General features: G+C 38.8%; 14 protein-coding genes. 2 read left to right on the top strand and 12 right to left on the bottom strand.

What is annotated here, in order from left to right:
• Positions 1-28: 28 nt before the first annotated feature.
• The 9 genes from BLS16_RS12380 to BLS16_RS12340 all read right to left on the bottom strand — a co-directional run bounded on the left by BLS16_RS12380 (position 29) and on the right by BLS16_RS12340 (position 11198).
• Positions 29-253: a YdbC family protein gene (locus tag BLS16_RS12380; RefSeq protein WP_092333660.1), complete on the bottom strand. Its 225-nt coding sequence runs from the start codon at positions 251-253 to the stop codon at positions 29-31.
• Between the two features lie 18 nt (positions 254-271).
• Positions 272-3403, bottom strand: coding sequence for a type I restriction endonuclease subunit R (locus tag BLS16_RS12375; protein WP_092333658.1), 3132 nt, complete (start codon positions 3401-3403; stop codon positions 272-274).
• Entirely contained in the window at positions 3404-4672 is a 1269-nt protein-coding gene (locus BLS16_RS24015) for a restriction endonuclease subunit S (protein ID WP_092333656.1), read from the bottom strand. It abuts the gene before it with no gap.
• On the bottom strand, positions 4662-6143 hold the full coding sequence (locus BLS16_RS12365) for a type I restriction-modification system subunit M (protein ID WP_092333654.1): 1482 nt from the start codon (positions 6141-6143) through the stop codon (positions 4662-4664). Before BLS16_RS12365 ends, BLS16_RS24015 begins: the two co-directional genes overlap by 11 nt.
• 247 nt (positions 6144-6390) lie before the next feature.
• Positions 6391-7413, bottom strand: a complete 1023-nt coding sequence (locus BLS16_RS12360; RefSeq protein ID WP_092333652.1) for a hypothetical protein — start codon at positions 7411-7413, stop codon at positions 6391-6393.
• Between the two features lie 115 nt (positions 7414-7528).
• On the bottom strand, positions 7529-8107 hold the full coding sequence (gene yfbR / locus BLS16_RS12355; RefSeq protein ID WP_092333649.1) for a 5'-deoxynucleotidase: 579 nt from the start codon (positions 8105-8107) through the stop codon (positions 7529-7531).
• 12 nt (positions 8108-8119) lie between these two features.
• Positions 8120-9346 carry a deoxyguanosinetriphosphate triphosphohydrolase family protein gene (locus BLS16_RS12350; protein ID WP_092333647.1) on the bottom strand — a complete coding sequence of 409 codons (1227 nt, stop codon included), beginning with the start codon at positions 9344-9346 and terminating at the stop codon, positions 8120-8122.
• A gap of 273 nt (positions 9347-9619) precedes the next feature.
• Entirely contained in the window at positions 9620-10636 is a 1017-nt protein-coding gene (locus BLS16_RS12345; protein ID WP_092333645.1) for a hypothetical protein, read from the bottom strand.
• A gap of 112 nt (positions 10637-10748) precedes the next feature.
• Positions 10749-11198 (bottom strand): helix-turn-helix domain-containing protein, encoded by a 450-nt coding sequence (locus BLS16_RS12340; protein WP_092333643.1) that lies wholly within the window; start codon positions 11196-11198, stop codon positions 10749-10751.
• 231 nt (positions 11199-11429) lie between these two features.
• On the opposite strand from BLS16_RS12340, the gene BLS16_RS12335 reads away from it, so the two are divergent.
• Positions 11430-12926 carry a recombinase family protein gene (locus BLS16_RS12335; RefSeq protein ID WP_092333641.1) on the top strand — a complete coding sequence of 499 codons (1497 nt, stop codon included), beginning with the start codon at positions 11430-11432 and terminating at the stop codon, positions 12924-12926.
• Positions 12927-12980: 54 nt separating this feature from the next.
• A complete protein-coding gene (locus BLS16_RS12330) occupies positions 12981-15092 on the top strand; it encodes a thioredoxin domain-containing protein (RefSeq protein ID WP_486598907.1) in 2112 nt (703 codons plus the stop codon).
• Between the two features lie 260 nt (positions 15093-15352).
• Here the strand turns inward: BLS16_RS12330 and BLS16_RS12325 are convergent, their stop codons facing one another.
• The 3 genes from BLS16_RS12325 to BLS16_RS12315 form a co-directional block, all read right to left on the bottom strand.
• Positions 15353-16420 (bottom strand): HD-GYP domain-containing protein, encoded by a 1068-nt coding sequence (locus tag BLS16_RS12325; protein WP_092333639.1) that lies wholly within the window; start codon positions 16418-16420, stop codon positions 15353-15355.
• 406 nt (positions 16421-16826) lie between these two features.
• Positions 16827-18563, bottom strand: coding sequence for an adenine deaminase (gene ade / locus BLS16_RS12320; protein WP_092333637.1), 1737 nt, complete (start codon positions 18561-18563; stop codon positions 16827-16829).
• A gap of 171 nt (positions 18564-18734) precedes the next feature.
• Complete coding sequence (locus BLS16_RS12315) at positions 18735-20066, bottom strand: 5'-deoxyadenosine deaminase (protein ID WP_092333635.1); 1332 nt, start codon at positions 20064-20066, stop codon at positions 18735-18737.
• Between the last annotated feature and the right edge of the window lie 102 nt (positions 20067-20168).

Raw genomic sequence — 20168 nt, 5'->3', positions numbered from 1 at the left:
TACACATCCCCAAAACCAACCCTATGGATTATTCTAAAGCTATTGAGTTAAGTACATCCCTTAGCTTCTTTAGTTCGTCTATGGTGATTGTAACACCTTTTCCCATCTTTGTATGATCAGGTGACCATTCTCGTAGATCATACTTTGGGGCTTTATCATTCCAACTAACTAGGTTAAGCTCCTTTGTCCATCCTTTGGCTGATTCAGATAGGACACCGATTGTTTCTTTAACTTCAAATTTGATATCTGCCACTTTAATGCCTCCGTATTCTTACGCTACACTCTCATTTTGACACATTAGCTTGGTCTGTTCCATGATAATCTCTACTGCCCTGGGCGTTTTATCAGGGGGATAACCATACTTCTTAAGAAGTCTCTTGATTATCATCTTCATTTTTGCTTGAACACTCTCGCGAATTGACCAATCTACACTAATATTCTTCTTAATTGCTTGTGTTAAATCTCTTGCTATTTGTTTAAGAACCTCATCACCCATTATCTCACAAGCCGACTCATTATCCGCTAAAGCATCATAGAAGGCTAATTCATCGGATGTTAGTCCTGTGCTTTCACCGCGTTTTTCGGCTTCTGTGATTTCTTTTGCAAGCTCAATTAACTCCATAATTACCTGAGTTGTTTCTATTGTTCGGTTTTGGTATTTTCGAATGGATGCTTCTAACAATTCAGAGAACTTCTTGGATTGTATCAGATTACGTTTTGAAAAAGACCTAATATTTCCCTTAAGCAATTTATTTAAGAGTTCTACTGCCAAGTTCCTCTGTTTCATACCTTTAATTTCCTCAAGGAACTCATCTGAGAGTATAGCAATATTCGGTTTGTTAAGACCTACGGAAGCGAGTATATCGACAACTTCATTTGATGATATGGACTTAGAAATTAACTGGTTTAACTCACTATCTAGTTGGGACGTTGTTTTCTTTTTGTCGTCATCCGCGATGATCTTCACAATACTTGCCTTAACTGCTTTGTGAAAGCCCACTTCCATATTTAATCGTTCGGCAATATCTGTTGTGGCACATAGCGAATACGCTCTAGCAAGTTCGGTAACTAGATTGATATAGTCATTCTTCCGATCTTCACGAAGCTCTATAATAAAGTCCATCGTTCCAACGATTGCTTGCATCTTCTCACTAGGCTTACCATTAAAGAATTTACTGTAATCATGTCCATGAAGCATTTCCTTGATCAGATCGTACTTTTCAAGCAAGACCTGTGAAGCTATCTCAGTATCAACCCCTGTAGTTTTCTTATCGCTCTCTGTATATTGGGATAGTGCTTCTTTTAGCTTTTCAGCTATGCCGATATAGTCTACAATAAGCCCACCTTGTTTCTCCCTGAATACCCGATTCACACGCGCAATAGCTTGCATTAGGTTATGACTCTGCATGGGCTTATCAATATACATTGTGTGCATACTTGGAACATCAAACCCTGTAAGCCACATATCACGAACAATAACTAGTTTAAGTTCATCATTTTTATCCTTCATCCGTTTTGCTAGTGTTTCCCGATTTGCCTTTGTGCCGATGAATTGTTGCCAATCTGCAGGGTCAGAAGAGCTTCCTGTCATAACTATTTTGATTTTTCCACTCATCAAGTCATCACTATGCCAATCAGGACGTATTGCCACAATTTCTTTATAAAGATCAATGGCAATCCTTCTACTCATAGCAACGATCATGGCCTTACCGCCTTCAGTTACCTGAGCATGTTCTCTTAGTTCAAAATGCTCTACAATATCATTGGCGATTAGCTTAACTCGCTCACTTGCACCAACGATGGCCTCTAGTCTTGCCCATTTGCTCTTTAGCTTTTCTTTTTGACTATACTCTTGATATTCTGTGATCTCATCATATTCAGTATCAATCTTTGGTTTCATATCATCAGGAAGTTCTAGTTTGGCTATTCTGCTTTCATAGAATATCTTAACAGTCGTCCCATCTTCTACTGCCCTCGTCATATCGTATACGTCTATGTAATCCCCAAACACTGCACGAGTGTTCTTGTCTGTTAGTTCTACTGGCGTACCAGTAAACCCAATATAAGAAGCATTAGGCAAGCTGTCACGCATGTATTTTGCATAGCCATATTTTACACTGGCTTCATCATCACTTTTGACAATGTCAGCACCAAACCCATATTGACTGCGGTGTGCTTCATCTGCCATGACTATTACATTCTTACGGTCTGTGAGCATTGGTACGCTGTCGCCTTTTTCTTCGGGTGCAAACTTATGTATTGTGGTAAAGATAATGCCCCCACTGGTACGATTATTAAGTAGATCACGTAGATTTGATCGATCAGTTGCTTGGACAGGGGTTGAGCGAAGTATATCTTTACATTTAAAGAATGTCCCAAATAACTGATCATCTAGGTCATTTCTGTCTGTTATGACTACAATGGTAGGATTGCCAAGTTCCTCGCTAATAACAAGCTTTCCTGCATAAAAGACCATTGAAAGTGACTTCCCACTACCTTGTGTATGCCATATGACCCCTATTCGTCTGTCTCCTGTTTCCCTAGTAGCTCGCTCAGTGCTTTCTACAGCCTTGTTGACTGCATGGTATTGATGATAACCTGCAAGGATTTTGAAAGTATCCTTCCCATCGCTTTGAAACAAGACGAACTGCTTAATAATATCTAGGAACCGCTCTCGTTGAAACATCCCTTTAATCAGCACCTCAAGTTGAGGAATAGCGAGTGGTGCTAAATCTTCTCCATCAATAGTTCGCCAAGCCATAAATCGATCCTCATCAGAAGTTAGTGTACCTGCTCGTGCATTAATGCCATCACTGATTACCATGAAGGAGTTATAGGTAAATAGGGAAGGAATTTTGGACTTATAAGTTTGAAGTTGATTGTAAGCATCAGTGATGTTGACATTTTCATTAACAGCATTTTTTAGTTCAACAACCACTAAGGGAATTCCATTAACGAATACAATCACATCTGGGCGTTTTTCAACGCCATGCTCAATAACGGTGAATTGATTAACGACTATAAATTCGTTCTTGAGAGGTTTTATATAATCAAACACATAGGCTTTCTCGGTCTTGTAACTGGCATCAGCTTGCTTAACTTGAACATCAATTCCGTCGGTGATCATCTTTTGAAAAGCCTGGTTGTTCATGAGTAAGCTAGGGTTTTGAGGTACACTGATTTGTCTGTAAGCATCTTCTATGGCATCACTTGGGAGCTTGGGATTGATTCTTGTAAGAGCTTCTTTGAGACGTTCAGAGAGAATAACATCACTATAATCCCTACGCTCAGAATATTCACCATCAGGAGCAATGTCAGGAGCAAATATAATTTGATATCCCAGCTCTTCAAACCACTCAAGAGTTGCTTCTTCTAAGTGGGATTCATAGAAGTTATTGGCCATCTATAACACCTCCTCGTTAGTTACTCTTATTTCACCGCTCATAAGTTTTGGAAGAAGAGCATCACGAATAGTTATTAAGATTTCGTTTTCACTTATACATTGTCTCTTCATTTCAAAAATTGGAGTTGCTAAACCGTAATATTCCCTAAGTGCTTTTTCACTTGGAATAATCATAGGCAAATTACCAATAATCCCCAAGCTTAGGTTAGCTTGTACTGCATGTACAACTTTTGATTCTAAGAAATCTTTATGGCAATTGCACATAAAAGAATTGAGAACATACAGAGGGTTGATTACTTTTTCTTCTACTCTAATAATACCTATGGCTTGATTAGTGTTCGCAGGTAATATGTTGTCAGTTACCATTGCAAATCTACCTATAGTGCCTGCAATGGTCAACAATATATCATTTTCTTGTATCTTAGAGCGTTTAAGTATGTAATCTGTATCTTCATCAATATACGCAAACTTTTTGGTATCAAACGAATGATTATCTGTTATACTTTCAGCCTTAACAAAATTAATTCCAGTATCGACAAATCTCTTTTTGAGTGTGGTAGGAGTGGTGCCTTTTGTTATAGTTTTACATATTGACTTTAATGTCTCAACTCTCCACCCCTTCGGTATCCTTCCTAACTCACTATCCTCAAACTCACCATCTTTAAAAGGCTCAAAATCAACAAACCAGTTTTTAAAAATAGCCTGTGCAATTTCTTCAAGGGTTTGGTTGATGCGGTTGTTGAGTTCTACTTTGTCATCAAGGCAGGAGAGTGTGTTGGCAATGGCTTTTTGTTCACGCATTGGGGGGTAATTAATGGTCACTTCACTGAGTATTTTAGTATTTATCGATGGCATAGTAGCGCCAACTGCAATGCTTCGAATATACTCTTTCATACTTTCCAAGCAAAAATAGTAGTACAAATATTTAGGATATATACTATTATCACTTGCTCTGACCCTCAGACAGCGACCAGAAAACAACCATCCATTTTCATCTTCACTTACATAGGAACTTCTGTCTACTGAGCCAACTCGACTAAAAACTAAGTCTCCAGTCTTTAGACTATATTTATTAAGTCTTATTCTGTCAGCTTCACAGACAAATGGCACGGAGCTTCTCGCAATTTTCCTATTTCCAAGATGCTCAACTGTTATGATTGGAGTTCCTGATTTAACATAATCTGAATTGTGTAACTGGCTCCCAAATGGACCAGTTTGAACATGAGCTATATTTCCTAACTTTTCAGTTTTCCACTGACTAGAACTCATAACCAATCCTCCCCAATCGCTGTTTAATCTCTTCCTCCAGCTTATGGGATTTTACAAACATTTCTGCAAGCTTACTTGTTAGCCTTGTCATCTTCTCATCAAATGGCTCTCCATCATCCTCTACCTCTTCAATTCCTACATATCTTCCTGGAGTAAGGATATACTCATGTCCTCTAACATCTTCAATATCTGCAGACTTACAGAATCCTTGAACGTCCTTATAACCCTTCTCATCTTGCCAATTGTGATAGGTATCATATATCTGCTTGATTTCCTTATCAGATAGTTCTCTATGCTTACGTGTAACCATAGTACCCATCTTACGTGCATCAATGAACAATATCTTATCCGAACGGTTATCTCTCTTCTTGGAGATAAACCAAAGACATACTGGGATTGTCACATTATAAAAAAGGTTTGGTGGCATGGTAATAATGCAATCAACAAGCCCTGCTTCAATGATGCTCTTTCTGATTTCTGCTTCTTGCTTAGTTGATGTACTCATTGAGCCATTTGCAAGAACAAAGCCCGCAATACCATTGGGAGACAATTTACTAATCATGTGTTCAATCCAAGCATAGTTAGCATTGTTTTTTGGGGGTATACCATATTTCCAGCGAACATCATCTTGTACTAGAGCATAATCACTCACATTAAATGGTGGGTTAGCTAAGATATAATCAGCTCTTAAGTTTTTGTGTAAGTCATTAGCAAACGTATCAGCATCTCTTTCTCCTAAATTCCCATCAATGCCACGTATAGCGAGGTTCATCTTGCACAGTCGCCACGTTGTAGCGGTGTATTCCTGTCCATAGATATGAATATCATCTTTTCTTCCTTGATGCTCTTCAACAAACTTTGCTGATTGTACAAACATACCACCAGAACCACAGCAAGGGTCATAGACTCTTCCTTTAAAAGGCTCTATCATACCAACTAAAAGTTTAACTATCGTTGGGGGGGTGTAGAACTCACCCTCGCTTGAACCGAATTTGCCTAAGAAATACTCGTATACTCTACCTAAAAGATCTTGAGCTTTTGCATCTTTATTACCCAAGTTAAATGAGAATAGATCTATAAGCTCACCAAGTTTCGCTTTATCAATTTCAGGACGAGCATAGTTTTTGGGAAGGACCCCTTTAAGAGTCGCATTATTTTTCTCAATCAATATCATCGCATCATCAATGGTTTGACCAATGGTAGGTTTCTTAGCCTCTTTCTTGATATTCTCCCATCTTGCTTCAACTGGCACGAAAAAGACATTATCCTCAGCGTAAGCATCTATATCTTCTTCGAAGCCATCTCCCTCGGCAACCAACTCTGCGTACTTTTCCTCAAAAGCATCCGATATGTATTTAAGGAAGATCAAGCCTAATACGACATGCTTGTATTCGCTACTTTCAATATTACCTCTAAGTTTATCAGCCATTTCCCACAATTTGTTTTCAAATTCCAGATTTACGCTAGCCATTAATATCCCCCAACTTTTCTCTGTTTTTAGATACATATATTCTACCATATCTTATAGACAATTTAGTCTCATTCATTTCCTATAGAATAAACCTGTTAAGACCTGTAAGTATAGTTCGTTTATTCATTATACTTAGTTTTTGCATAATTACCCATAAAATGAGAAAGCCCTTCTATGAAGCGCTTTCTCATTTTACATGCTTTTAAAGCATTTATTGCAAAGACTAGAATAAACAATCGAGAATGCTCTATTCTAGTATCTTATAAATCACTTTGTCGGCAACATAGGTACCGCTAGAATACTTTCTTCCTATCGTTGGTAATCCATTCTTGTTATAAAATTTAACCAAATCATCTTTGGATATATTACCTCCTGGTACAACCTCACCATTTATAGCTTTTATCGGTTTCATCCAGTAGTATTTTTCTCTATACTTAACGCCTAGGGAAAGAATTCGATTATTAACTGTACTTACAATGTTTTCTAGATGCTTTAATATAAAACTTCCATGACCTCTTCTTCTATTGTAAGATTGGAAATCACATATGTGTGCTTGGGGAACCAAATCTTTTATTCCATCAGCGTCTTTCATAACTTCTGTTCCACTTAGTACAAGACCGCCATATTTCTCATAAGCAAGGTGTAAAACTGTTTGTTTATGAAATGGATATTCTCCCTCCCCTGAAAAGACAAAGATTGTTTCCACGGGTGATTGGCTATCCTGTTTAATGAAACTATCAACATTAAAATATAAAGCAATTAATGCATTATACTTGTCTCTCTGAAATTTAAGATAAATCCTATCGTTCTTAAAAATCCTATAATCTTCATTTTCATAATTATCACAGTAATTCTGGACTTTCTTTATAATCGCTAAATCATCGTTGTATAGCTTTATTTTTGAATCAATTTCTTCATGTAACTTTTCGATAGCACTTTCCTTGCTGTCCAATGAGATTTTGCATATATTCATATCTAACTTACACCGTTTTAGTGAATTAATTTGAGTATCTTTGCTATTACTGGTTAATCTTTTTAACTCTTTCTCTTCAACCTCATCCCAATATGACCAATCTACATAATCCTCTCTAAATCTCAATACCTCTTCGATTTTATTACTCTCAACACATTTCTTTAGCTTTGCTTGCATTAAGAATAGACTACTAAGACACAGTTTTGCTATCCTTATATCTTCACTTTTTCTTTCGATACGATATAAAGGACATTGTCCCATTTTGCTTCTTCCCCAGCATACCACTGACTTTATCATTTTCATCTTCCCCTCAAATATGTACTACCTACTTTTATGTGGACGGTGAAGTTAGCAGTACATATTTGAGAGGGATTCTCACGTCTAGGAAAAAAATCTGATCAAGTTCTTGGAATTAATTTAGCTCGTCAAGCGTCAGTGAAAAACTTGGAATAAATTTATCCAAGAAATATCTGACTTCGGAAAGTCCAATACTTTGCAATTCTTGTTCTATTTTATTCTTAGCTTTCAAGAACTCCTCATTTCCAGATTTCAGTTCTTCAACACATTTCAGATAAGCCGAAATTTTATCTGAAGCTTTTACAATTTCCCAACAATCCTCATCATTCTCATGAGGGAAAAAGTAGCCCTTGTATTCAGCTCTAATTTCTTCAGGTATCATTTTGAAAAGACGCATTCTTGCTATTTCTTCGATTTTACCGAAAGCATTTTTGATTTCTGGATTAAAGTATTTTATTGGAGTTGCTAAATCTCCCGTAATGACTTCGGAAACCTCATGGTACATAGCTAATGCCATAACCCTTTCTGGATTAAGATTACCATCAAACATCATATTTCTGATAATTGCCAAGTTGTGGGCAATCATAGCCACTTGAAGACTATGTTCTTGGATATTTTCTGTTCGAGTATTCCGCATCAGACCCCATCTTTGAATCAATTTCATTCTTGACAGGTAAGCAAAGAAATGGCTCATAAGTATCCCCCATTACAGATTTGTTAACTCGTTAAAAACTTTGATTGCAAAACTATCCGTCATCCCTGATATATAGTCAATCACTGCTAGGGCGTAATCCTCTCTCTTTTCAATTTCATATATTACTTGATTATTATACCTATTTCTTTTGGACGATCTATCGTTATTATTAGAATACTTCAAGAGCCAATCCAAAAAACTGTTTAAAAGTAACGGATAAGTTAAGATATTTTTCCGAATTTTATATATAGTCTCTTCCTCACTATATAAATTTGATAAAGTACCATAGATCGATTCCAAGATCAGTTTGGAGTAACCTTTAAAAACATTTAACCTTTCATGCTTATATATGTTTTCATAATTAAACGCTTTTATTGAGTTAATTAAACCGATATATTCATCTGAAAATCTAATACCATTTTCAGGACTACTTGACTTACATAAATCAATAATCAATCTATGCGTTATTACCGTATTATTAATTTCTGACAATTCAATTTTGATAAAACTCTTTAGAATTTTTACCAATTGCTTAAGCTGATAACTGGATAAAATATTTAATGTATAGGCATCCTCGATATCTCTACCTAAATAAGCAATTTTATCTGAGATTTTAACTACGCATCCTTCCCATGTAAAAGGTGCATATTGACTGGATTTTTCGATGCAATTGAGGTCAACTTTTTCTTCTCTAGGATATATGGAATTTTCGTCAACTTCTCCACAGTGCAAAATAATCCCATCCCTCACTGCATAAGTCAAGTTTAAATTCTGTTCAAAACCTGAAGGATCAGGCAAAGTCTCAATTTTATCTATAAATCTTAAACTATTTCGCTCATGCCAAAAATTTTGTTTAGTTTCAGCCGATGCGATCTCTTTGAGAACTGTTTCGCCAGCATGTCCAAAAGGGGCGTGACCCAAATCGTGACCAAGCGCGATAGCATTAGTTAATTCAGTGTTTAAACCCAGATACTTCGCAATGGTATAGCTTACTGAAGCGACGTGGTTTACATGTTCAATCCTAGTGCAAATATGGTCATTTCTCGTTGCAAAGAACACTTGGGTTTTGTGTTTCAATCGTCTATAAGCATTTGAGTGCAATATCCTATTATAATCCCGTGCAAATTCGCTACGAATATCATCGCTCCGAGAGTATATACCAACTTCACGACTAATGCATTCGTGCCACTTTGGATTATCTATTTTGATACTTACATCTGAAAAAATCCCCTTAGTCATCTTTCTCCCTCCACTTACTCTATCTAAACATTACATATGACTTCTTCTTCAACTCAGTTGTTTTATTAATTGAAATTATTTCTATGTATTTCACCTGTCACCAGTATGGCGTTAGTTAAAATATTCTATATATTCCTACAAAATCCTGCGTGAATAGTGTCTTTATGAGATTAAATAGATTATTCGTAACTATGCCTACTAAAACGCAAAAAGAGAAGTCAGTAGCGATAACCAACTTCTCAAAACAAGCATTAGTAGCAATAGTTTTCTAGCTTACCTATTCAAATTGACCCTCCTCTCTTCACCGTCCTGTTGAAAATACTCTGTAAAAAACTCTACAAATCTCTTGAAAATTTCTACCACTTCATCCAACACTTCTCTTCTAATTCGCCCAAGGCTCTTTACTGGAACGTCAAGGATATAGCTTGACCGTTCTTCTCTGAAATAAATCCCAATCCCAATCCGATTTTCAATCATCATCTTGTCCGTCTTCAGTTGAACCCAGGTACTTATGTTTTTCTTTGATATTCTTAATTTTACATGCGAGTGGGTATCTCTGACACTAATTTCGTAAGTATTTCCATCTCCCGCACCAAAAGTAATAGCATTTGTATCTAATCTGGACTTAGATCTGTAAGCCCCAGGAAAGAACCATAGTACTTGGCGTATTTTTCCTAAAACATATAAATTAGCACCAAGACGGCTAGACAGATTTAAAGGTTCATGGATAACTGGTCTAGTCGATACATTGACAGCCTCTAGATCGCCTTCCAGCTCTCCTCCATGCAACTTTCTCCCCCTATATTCATCAACTATCTCAAAAGGCCCTCTGACTACCGCTAAACGGCTCAGATTCGTAATAACATCCAAAGAATAAAGCGTTGTTAATGTTTCAAGGACTGGTATTACAGCAGGGTTCACCTCTACAAATAAAACATCTAAAGGCTTTTCAAGCAAGCGTGCAAACTCTACAACCTCTTTAACAAGATGCTCCCTTCCTTGAAAGGACAGAGCCTCCCAAATAACTATTCCTTGCTTAACATCGGTAAGGATTTTCTTCACTTTTTCCATATGCCTAACGTCCGCTGGTATGAGCTGTACCTCTACATAGATATTAAGATTTATCTTATCAGCACAGGCATAAATATCTATTTTATTACCGTTAAGTGGCACTTCTTGCTCTAGCCGATATACTCTTGATCCGACTAAAGTACCGAGTACGTCAGAAAATACAACTTGGTACAGACTAAACAGATTTTCTTTTTCCCCACTAAGAATGAATCGTGGCATTCTATCAATACTCCTTTTAACTAAATTGCAAAAGGAACCCAATACTTAGATTTGGATTCCTTTTTGAAATTATTCAATGACAAATTCCATGGGCCCTGAAGCTTAACCTGCTCTATGCCTTTAACAAACCTTCCAGTTCATCAATCGTCTGGAGTATTTCGCCACCTTCAATAAACCTATTTCCTTTCCACTCCGCTGATATAATTTTGTCAAAAATTTTTACAACTAATTCCTTTATATGGGTAGTTGCAAAAGTGTCGTTCACTCGAAAATCATTTTTGACTAGCATATTTCGGATCTCACACACATCTTCCTCGAGTTCCGATGGTGTCGCCAGATTGAGAAGTTCAGCGACATCGAAATCTAGTGCCTTGGCTATAGCTTGCATTACGGGAAGTGAGGGAGCGCGCCTCTCCCCCTTTTCAAGACGGTTAATGTAACTACCTGATACCGCAGTCATAATCGCCAATTCATTTAAAGAATAGCCTTTTTCTTGCCTTCGGTGTTTTATACAAAGACTAAATTTGGGGTCGACGGCTCTTTCTTCTTTATCCTTGCTCATTTGCTATATTTTAGCCCCTTTCAAATAGAAACTTCCTTGTATTATAGATTTTAGAGGCAAAATTATAACAAGAGAAAAGAGCACTTCATTTCTTCCGTAGTTTCTCTGGAAAGTTCATACTATTTCCATCCGTATCAGTAGAAATCTAAGGAAATCTTATGCTATATATGTTTATCAATTCGTAATCTGTTATAATTTATCCATAACATTTCACAGTGGAGGCTACACGTTATGGATGATGAGAAAATCTTAATTAATGATGTTGCTATTTATTTAAGAAAAAGTCATGGAGATTATGAGGAAGACTTAGAAAATCATAGGCATGCACTTGTAGAGTTATGTGAGAAAATCGGATGTAAATATACTGAATTTGCTGAAATTGGCAATAGTGATAGCATACAGGATAGACCCGAATTCATTAAAATGCTAGGGGAGGTAAAACAAGGGCTTTACGATGCAGTAGCTGTTATTGATATTGATCGATTGGGGCGGGGCGATGATGGTGATTGGTCAAAAATCGAAACTATTTTCAGGGATGCTGAAGTCCTAATACTCACACCCGATAAAGTATACGATTTGGAAAATGAAAATGATGAATTTCAATTTGAATTAAAGAAATTCTTTGCACGGTTAGAATACAAGCAGATAAGTAAAAGATTTAGAAGAGGTAAGATTACTGGTGCAAAGAGAGGGAGATGGACTAACGGAAAACCTCCCTATCCATATGAATATAATGCAGAGTTAAAAAAGTTGGAGGTAAATGAAGAAAAGAGAAAAGTTTATCGTTTAATCATTAATATGAGCTTACAGGGACAAACTGCTGAACAAATTGCCTGGAAGTTAAACGAAATTGGTTATAAAAGTCCAGGCGGTAAGTTTTGGAGTTCAACTGCTATCTATCGGTTATTAAGAGATCAAACCCATTTGGGTAAAATAATTATTCACAAATCCAAAGGTAGTGGGCACAAAAACAAAAAAACTAAACCTCTTAAGGTGTTCGAAAAGGAAGAGTGGATTATTATAGATGGAGAACACGAAAAACTTAAATTAATTGAAGAACATCAAAAAATTTGTGAACTATTTGCCAAACGAAAAATAATTCCCAGAGCATCAAGACGAGGAGCTTTTTTGTTTAGTGGTCTTGTATACTGCGGAAAATGTGGATATTCCATGCAATTTACATATAACGGAGTAAGTAAAATTGAATATGTTAAAAAGTGCCAGAAAACTGATCCCTATGGAAACCGATGCGGTAATCAGGGATTAAACACACAAATCTTTGAAAAAGCTATATTTGATGAGTTAAAAAAGTATGAAGAGGAAATTATAAATAAAAAATACGAAGTTAACTCTAATGAATTGGAAGTACTAATTCAGGCAATCAACCAAAAAGAAATGGATGTTCTAAAAGAAAATAAAGCTTTAGATACATTGCAAGAGCAGAGAGAAAATCAAGAAATATCAAAAGAAAGGTTCCTGGAACGAAAGGCGATACGTGAAGATAATCTAAAAAAGTTAAACAGGGAAATTGGAGAATATAAAGAGAGGCTTGAAAAAAGAGAACAGACAAGTAATGAAAAAAGGCTTACCTCAATTAGAGACTTTTACAATCAGTGGAGCATTTCAAAAGATACGCAAGAAAGAAATAATTATTTGAAGACTATCATTGATAAAATTTCTTACACGAGAGATGGAAACAGGATAAATGTCAAAATAAATTTTCTTTAGGCGTATAGAGATGCAAAGGTAGTCTCTTATTGAGAGATTATGAGATAAAATGAGGTGCTCGGTTTGAATGATAAAATGCCCAACAGACTAATCAACGAAAAAAGCCCTTACCTTCTCCAACATGCTTACAACCCTGTTAATTGGTATCCCTGGGGACAAGAAGCTTTTGACGAGGCTAGTCGGATGAACAAGCCGATATTTCTTAGTTTAGGTTACAGTACTTGTCACTGGTGCCACGTAATGGAACGGGAATCCTTCGAAGACGACGAAGTCGCCGCCTTACTTAATCGCTACTTTATCTCCATCAAAGTAGACCGCGAAGAACGTCCGGACGTTGACCATCTTTACATGGCCTTCTGTCAGGCTCTAACAGAATCAGGGGGCTGGCCGCTGACAATTATGATGACCCCTGAGAAAAAGCCATTTTTTGCGGGTACATATTTTCCAAAAACAGAGCGCTATGGCTATAAGGGAATGCTGGAGCTTCTAGAACAAGTAGGGACTCTCTGGGCAACAAATGAACTAAAATTACGTGAGTCTGCGGATCAGATTGTGGCTGCTGTCCATACCGGACGCTCCGTACCCAATAAAACATCTCCAGTCTCAAGTAATCTCAAGGAAACCTCGGAGTCCATCCGATCCTGGGGAAACGAAGTTATCTCCCAGGCATATTCCGTCCTTGACCAGAGCTTTGACTCACGTTACGGAGGTTTTGGAAGTGCCCCTAAATTTCCGACTCCACATACACTAACCTTTCTCCTGCGCTATGGGAAGGATCATCCTCAGGACAGAGCCCGGGAAATTGTCCGTAAGACTCTCGATGGTATGGCTCTCGGCGGGATCTATGACCATGTGGGATTTGGATTTGCACGATATAGTACTGACGATAAATGGTTAGTACCTCACTTTGAAAAGATGCTTTATGATAACGCCTTACTAGCCTTAGCGTATTTAGAAAGCTATCAAGCAACCAACTTTTCAAAAGATGCTCAAATCGCCCAAGAAATTTTCACCTATGTACTGCGAGATATGACCTCGCCCGAGGGAGGTTTCTATTCAGCAGAAGATGCCGACGCTGAGGGGGAAGAGGGAAAATTCCATGTCTGGACTCCCCAGGAGGTTGAAGCCGTTCTAGATAAGGAGCTAGCGGCTAAGTATTGTGCTGTATATGACATTACTCCTAAAGGAAACTTTGAAGGAAAAAATATACCGAACCTTTTATTAGGGAAAATCAAGCAGATTGCCCAAGAGAACTCTTTATCTGAAGAGGAAATATTGCAATCTCTAGAATCCGCAAGGCAAGCACTCTTTAATACACGGGAAAAACGTGTCCACCCTCATAAAGATGATAAGATTTTAACCGCCTGGAACGGTTTGATGATCGCTGCCTTAGCAAAAGGGGCTCAAGTTCTGGGAGACACTTCCTATTTGAAAGCAGCTGAAAGAGCAACAGACTTTGTACTTACTCAGCTTCGGCGAAGTGACGGTCGTCTGATGGCCCGTTACCGTGAGGGTGATACTGCCTACTTGGGATACTTAGATGATTATGCCTTTTTAATTTGGGGTCTTCTGGAACTTTACTCTGCAAACGGCAAACCTGAAGTCCTCCAAACCATCCTGGAACTTCAAAAACAACAGGATTCTCTGTTTTTTGACGAACAAGTTGGCGGATATTACCTGACGGGCTCAGATGCGGAAGAACTTCTCTTTCGTCCAAAAGAGAGTTATGACGGCGCCCTTCCTTCGGGTAATTCCATTACTGCCCTCAATTTGCTTCGTCTCGCCCGCCTAACCGGAGATGAACATTGGGAACAAAAGGCCCAGCAGCAATTGCTGGATTTCCGAACAGTTCTTGAAGAGCATCCTTCAGGGTACACAGCTTTTATCCAAGCTATCCAATATGCGCTTCATCCTTCTCAGGAATTGATACTGGCAGGCTCCCTTAACTCCACTGAACTTCCGGAAATGCGTAAACTTTTCTTCTCTGAGTTTCGTCCCTATTCATCAGTTTTGTACCAAGAAGGAAGTATTAGTGATATTGTCCCTTGGCTTCATGATTACCCTGTTGAGCCGGATCAAACGACAGCGTATTTATGCGAAAATTTTACCTGTCAAAGACCTGTTCACCAGCTGGATGATTTCCAAGCACTTCTGAACAATTCATAACAAATGATCGAAAACCAGGGCTGGCGCTAAGCTATTGGCTAAAGCGACTAACCCTGGTTTTCGATGTATGAGATCTGCATTATCATGATAAATCTACACTATTACACACAAAAAAGAGCCTTCTAACTCATTTTGATATGCTTCTTTTCAGGGTAAAACTCCATGCCGCTGCCGCAGCACCAGCAGTAGTAGTATTATTCGTTCTACCTAAAGCAAGCGTATCAGTCCGGAAAGAAAGGCTCTGCTTTTTTTACTAATATTTAACGGTTGTCCACGGCAATAATCATCAGAGAGGGGCATTCTGCCAGATTATAATCCATCGGTGAAGCAAGTTCCTCTTCATTCTCATAGAACATCCTGACAAAGGGCCGGTTAGGGAAGGCGGGGTTTTGTTTTACCACATTTCCTCTTTGTCCATTACTCAATAGAATCCCAGAACCTGAAGGGTATACAGCAATGTGTTTCTTAAATACTTCTAAAGTTCGAGGACAAAAATGGGTATTAGATTGAGAAACAATGTATTCATAAGCCTCATTAGGCTCAATTGCTTTGCGATAAATCCGTTTACTGGTCAAAGCTTCATAAACATCAGCTACTGCAGCCAATCTGCCATATTCATGAATTTCGCTTCCTTTAAGCCCTCTGGGGTAACCCGACCCATCCCACTTTTCCTGATGTTGAAAGGCCACATGCGCCGAAAGTAAACTGAAGTCCTTATTTTTCCGTAAAATATTAAACCCATCTCCTGCGTGCTTCTTGATCTCCTCAAACTCTGCCTCAGTCAAAGGTGCTTTTTTATTGAGGATATGTTCGGGGATTAATATTTTCCCAATATCATGCATGAGAATACCCATGCCAAACTCAATTAATTTTTGTTCTGAATATCCTGAAGCAATCCCTAAGACAAGTCCTACAATCGTTGAATTAATAGAGTGGTGAAAAGTATAATCATCATACCCTTGCATGTCGGTCAAATTTCCTAAAATATCTGCACTAAAGAGCAGGTCGTTAATCATCTGCTGAATAGTTGATCGAACGTCGGCCACCACTAACGTCCCTTCTTGACCACTCTCTATATAATTGCTGACATGCTTAATCGTTTTATAGGCAACTTCCCGGGTTTGACCGGTAATCGACATATGAAATTCAACGTCTTCTAATCGATTATCCTGAATAAAAAGAACATCATAACCCATGGCTACTAAACGTTCAATATACGAAGCAGTCAGGCGAATACCAGTCTGCAATAAAATTCTACCTGAAGAATTAATTACAGGACGTGCTAAAATCGATCCTTCCTTGACATAACGAGTACTTACCAACCGCATGAAAATTCACCCTATCCAAGATTTGTGTCTGTCTTTGTCTTATATATTTTGGCCTAATAGACTAAGTTCGTCAAATATCACTAAAAACCTTTATGTATTTATGTTTTTTTAAAATTTTTCCCTTTAGTCCTAGAAAGTTTTACTCTACCCTTGACAATTTAGAATATTATAGTTTCTCTCCAACCATTATAATCTACGAAAAGGATCACTGACAACTTTTCCTTCTTCAAGCAAAGGCAATGGCTACTATTATTTTTTTCAGATCCAGATATTGATCCCCTTGTTCCTAAATATAAAATGAACTGCTCCCCCTTTGAGTAACAGATTTTTATTATTTAATCTGTCTACCAATTAGGGGAGCATCCCAATTCTAAAGATGGCTTAAATACAGATCTAAAAGTTAAAACTAACTTTCTAATACCACTTTAGTTAACCGAAAGTGTTCTACGTCAACTAAGCCTAAATCTGTAAGTTTTAATTCCGGGATGACAGGTAAAGAAAGAAATGCCAGGGTCATAAAAGGATCAACCATTTGATTAATTCCAAGACCGACTGCTAACCTATGTAACTCAGCTAAATTCTGAGCTACAGTTTCGGCATCAAGGTCTGTCATTAATCCGGCAATTGGCAAAGGGAGTTTTCCGATTATCTGATGGTTATCGACTAGACAAAGACCGCCACCCATCTCGACACAGGTTCTAATGGCTAAGTTCATTTCCTCGTCACTCATTCCGACGACAACTAAATTATGCGAATCATGAGCGACTGTTGAAGCAATAGCTCCTTTGGTCAGGCCTAAGCCCTCGACAAACCCTAGCCCGATATTGCCAGTTCCATGATGACGTTCCAGCACCGCTAATTTGGCAATCTTTTGAGTTAAATCAGTCATAATCACTCCATCTTTGACAGGCAGTTCCCGTATTAGGGCCCTTGTAACTAGGGAATGATCTTGGACTCCAATGACCTGAACTTGAGCATGGTTCAAGGATTTGGATTCGCTATTGGCAAATACTCTAAGCTTTTCTGGTGTCCAATCAGTTAAATGTACACTTTCAGTAAGTCCAGAGGCATCAGAGCGTGGAAATTTTGGCCGCTCGCCCTTTGGGCTTACCTTTGTTCCTTGCCAGTATACTTCCTCTATTGCAAAACTCTTTAAATCATTCAATACAAGGAAATCCGCTTGATAACCAGGCGCTACCGCACCTAGGCGAGAGAGCCCAATTGCTCGGGCAGCATTGATCGTGGCCATCTGGATTACTTGAATTGGATCTACTCCTGCCTTAATCGCCAGGCGAACAAGATGATCGATGCTGCCTTCATTTAGAAGATCCATCGGATGTCGGTCATCTGTGACAAGAAGACATTGTCCGGAATTTTGGCTCGTGACTGCAGGCAAAAGATCTAAAAGGTTCTTGGCTGCACTCCCCTCTCGCAGCATAACATGAAAACCCCGTCGCAGACGTTCTTTAGCCTCTTCTACCGTGGAGCATTCATGTTCAGTATGTATTCCGGCTAGAAAATAAGCATTAAGATCCTGGGGAGATATCCCCGGAGCATGTCCATCAAAGAAGGATACAGGAAGACTTAGCTTTTCCACCATATCCTGCTTAGCTTCGATAACTCCCAGGTAATCCATAACTTCTCCTAAACCTATAACTTTAGGGTGTCCGACGAATTGTAAGAGATCCTTAGCTTTGAGGTGGGCCCCGGAAGTTTCCAAATCTGTTGCTGGTACACATGAGGGAAGTGCGACAAAGGTATTAAAGGGTAACCCATTAACACTATCCAGGATATATTGAATCCCTCGACTTCCCAAAACATTGGCAATTTCATGAGGATCTACAACCGCTGTAGTTACACCATGGGAAAGTAGAACTGAGCAGAACTCCTCCGGACAGAGATGCGAGCTTTCAATATGGACATGTCCGTCTATCAGGCCCGGAACAACATACTTACCGCACAAATCCAGCTCTTTTTCTGCTTCTGCAAAGGTGCCAATGCCGACAAAAGCTCCTTGATGGACTCCAATGTCTGTTTCGTGGATTTCTCCCGAAAAGACATTAACTAACCTTGCTCGTCTCAGAACCATGTCAATCTTCACCAGGCCCCGGGCTTCATCCATTCTTTGTTTAAAGCTCGACATATGCTCATGCTCCATTCACGTATGATAAGGCTTCATTTCTTTAATACGTACAAATCAATTAAGGCTTCCTACTTACATGCTTGATCTGCTTTCTTAATAGGAAGTGTCCCCTCTGGCCATCCAGGGCTATGGGGACACTTTTCGATCATTGACATAGCAATAAGCGGTAGTTTAAACAAGTCCGACCCGTTGCATGACTCGATTCAGACTGCGGGTTGAGCTCAACTTAAGCTTCGGAACATCAATTGTTAATAATTGGCGATCTTTCATAACAATTCTGCCGTCTACCATTGTCAGGCGAACATCAGAGGAAACCGCCTGATAAACCAACTGAGAATAAACATCAACATGTTCATTCGGCCAGGTGTGTAATCCCTGCAAGCTTACGACTGCCAAATCAGCTTTTTTGCCGACTTCCAGACTTCCTAAATCATGTTCGTGGCCGATAGCTCTTGCTCCACCCAAGGTAGCCAGTTCAAAAACTTCTCGCGCGGGCATAACTGTCGGTCCATGTAAGGGTTTCTGAATCAAAGCAGCATGTCTCATTTCCCGGAATCCGTCTAAATTGTTGTTGCAGGGTGCCCCATCGGCGCTTAAGGAAACCTCTGCCCCACGTCTCATAAGTTCCGGAATCGGCGCAATTCCGGAGGCCAGCTTAAGATTTGAAGACGGGCAATGTGAAATTCTTGTTTTGGTGCGGACAAGAATCTCCTTTTCTGCCTCATCAAGCCAGATACAATGAGCTAAGATTAGCTTTGGCCCCGTTAATCCCACCTTGTCCAGATAAATAATGTTCCTCATGCCTCGAGTACTTTCCACAAGTTCAATTTCCGAACGGTTTTCCGAGGCGTGTGTATGGACAAAAGCATTCTTTTGGCGGGCAAGTTGCGAAACCTCTTTTAATAATGAATCGGTGCAGGAAATAACAAAGCGAGGAGTAAAGGCAACTTCTAGGCGCCCATTTCCTTTACCGTGATATTTTTCAAATAAATCTACGCTTTCCTGCAGCGAATCCTCAGTCTTTTCTTGCAAAGAAAGTGGTATATCTCCATTGCAATCATCCATCATTACCTTCCCGCTCAAAGCTCTTAAGCCACTGGTCAGGATGGCTTCGAAGGCATGTTCAGTATGATGCACAGTTTCCATGTCGACAATCGTCGTTGTCCCACCCAGGAACAATTCTCCAATCCCTAATAAGGCAGAGTCATATAAGGATTCCGGATCATGGCCGCCTTCCAGGGGCCAAATTCTCAATTTAAGCCAATCTAAAAGTTCTAAATCGTCAGCCTGTCCTCGAAAGAGAGTCTGACACAAATGAATATGAGTCTGAATTAACCCTGGTATTAATAAATCTCCATTGAGGTCAATTACTTGATCTGCAGGTTGTTCGATAACATCCCCAACTGCTGCAATCTGAGATCCATCAACAAGCAGATCCCCATGGAGAATCTCGCGCTTAGCATTCATTGTAACAATATTCGCATTTTTAAAGAGAATACGCATCCCATTCCCATCCTTTCCTGTATCGTGAAAGGCGCTGTGCTGAACATAAAACGCCAACCACTCAGGTTACTAGCTTATAGATTAAGATTTTTCTCTAATCTA

This window comes from Desulfosporosinus hippei DSM 8344 (assembly GCF_900100785.1).
In the GTDB taxonomy this organism is placed as follows: Bacteria; Bacillota; Desulfitobacteriia; order Desulfitobacteriales; family Desulfitobacteriaceae; genus Desulfosporosinus; species Desulfosporosinus hippei.
Note: the sequence above shows the minus strand (reverse complement) of the source record. Positions and strands in the feature narration are given on the sequence as shown.

Bases quoted from the DNA above. Each gene is read 5' to 3' on its own strand.
- yfbR (WP_092333649.1), bottom strand. From the start codon at position 8,107: ATGAGCCATTTCTTTGCTTACCTGTCAAGAATGAAATTGATTCAAAGA.
- BLS16_RS12340 (WP_092333643.1), bottom strand. From the start codon at position 11,198: ATGAGCAAGGATAAAGAAGAAAGAGCCGTCGACCCCAAATTTAGTCTT.
- BLS16_RS12315 (WP_092333635.1), bottom strand. From the start codon at position 20,066: ATGCGTATTCTCTTTAAAAATGCGAATATTGTTACAATGAATGCTAAG.
- ade (WP_092333637.1), bottom strand. From the start codon at position 18,563: ATGTCGAGCTTTAAACAAAGAATGGATGAAGCCCGGGGCCTGGTGAAG.
- BLS16_RS12335 (WP_092333641.1), top strand. From the start codon at position 11,430: ATGGATGATGAGAAAATCTTAATTAATGATGTTGCTATTTATTTAAGA.
- BLS16_RS24015 (WP_092333656.1), bottom strand. From the start codon at position 4,672: ATGAGTTCTAGTCAGTGGAAAACTGAAAAGTTAGGAAATATAGCTCAT.
- BLS16_RS12325 (WP_092333639.1), bottom strand. From the start codon at position 16,420: ATGCGGTTGGTAAGTACTCGTTATGTCAAGGAAGGATCGATTTTAGCA.
- BLS16_RS12360 (WP_092333652.1), bottom strand. From the start codon at position 7,413: ATGATAAAGTCAGTGGTATGCTGGGGAAGAAGCAAAATGGGACAATGT.
- BLS16_RS12375 (WP_092333658.1), bottom strand. From the start codon at position 3,403: ATGGCCAATAACTTCTATGAATCCCACTTAGAAGAAGCAACTCTTGAG.
- BLS16_RS12365 (WP_092333654.1), bottom strand. From the start codon at position 6,143: ATGGCTAGCGTAAATCTGGAATTTGAAAACAAATTGTGGGAAATGGCT.
- BLS16_RS12345 (WP_092333645.1), bottom strand. From the start codon at position 10,636: ATGCCACGATTCATTCTTAGTGGGGAAAAAGAAAATCTGTTTAGTCTG.
- BLS16_RS12350 (WP_092333647.1), bottom strand. From the start codon at position 9,346: ATGACTAAGGGGATTTTTTCAGATGTAAGTATCAAAATAGATAATCCA.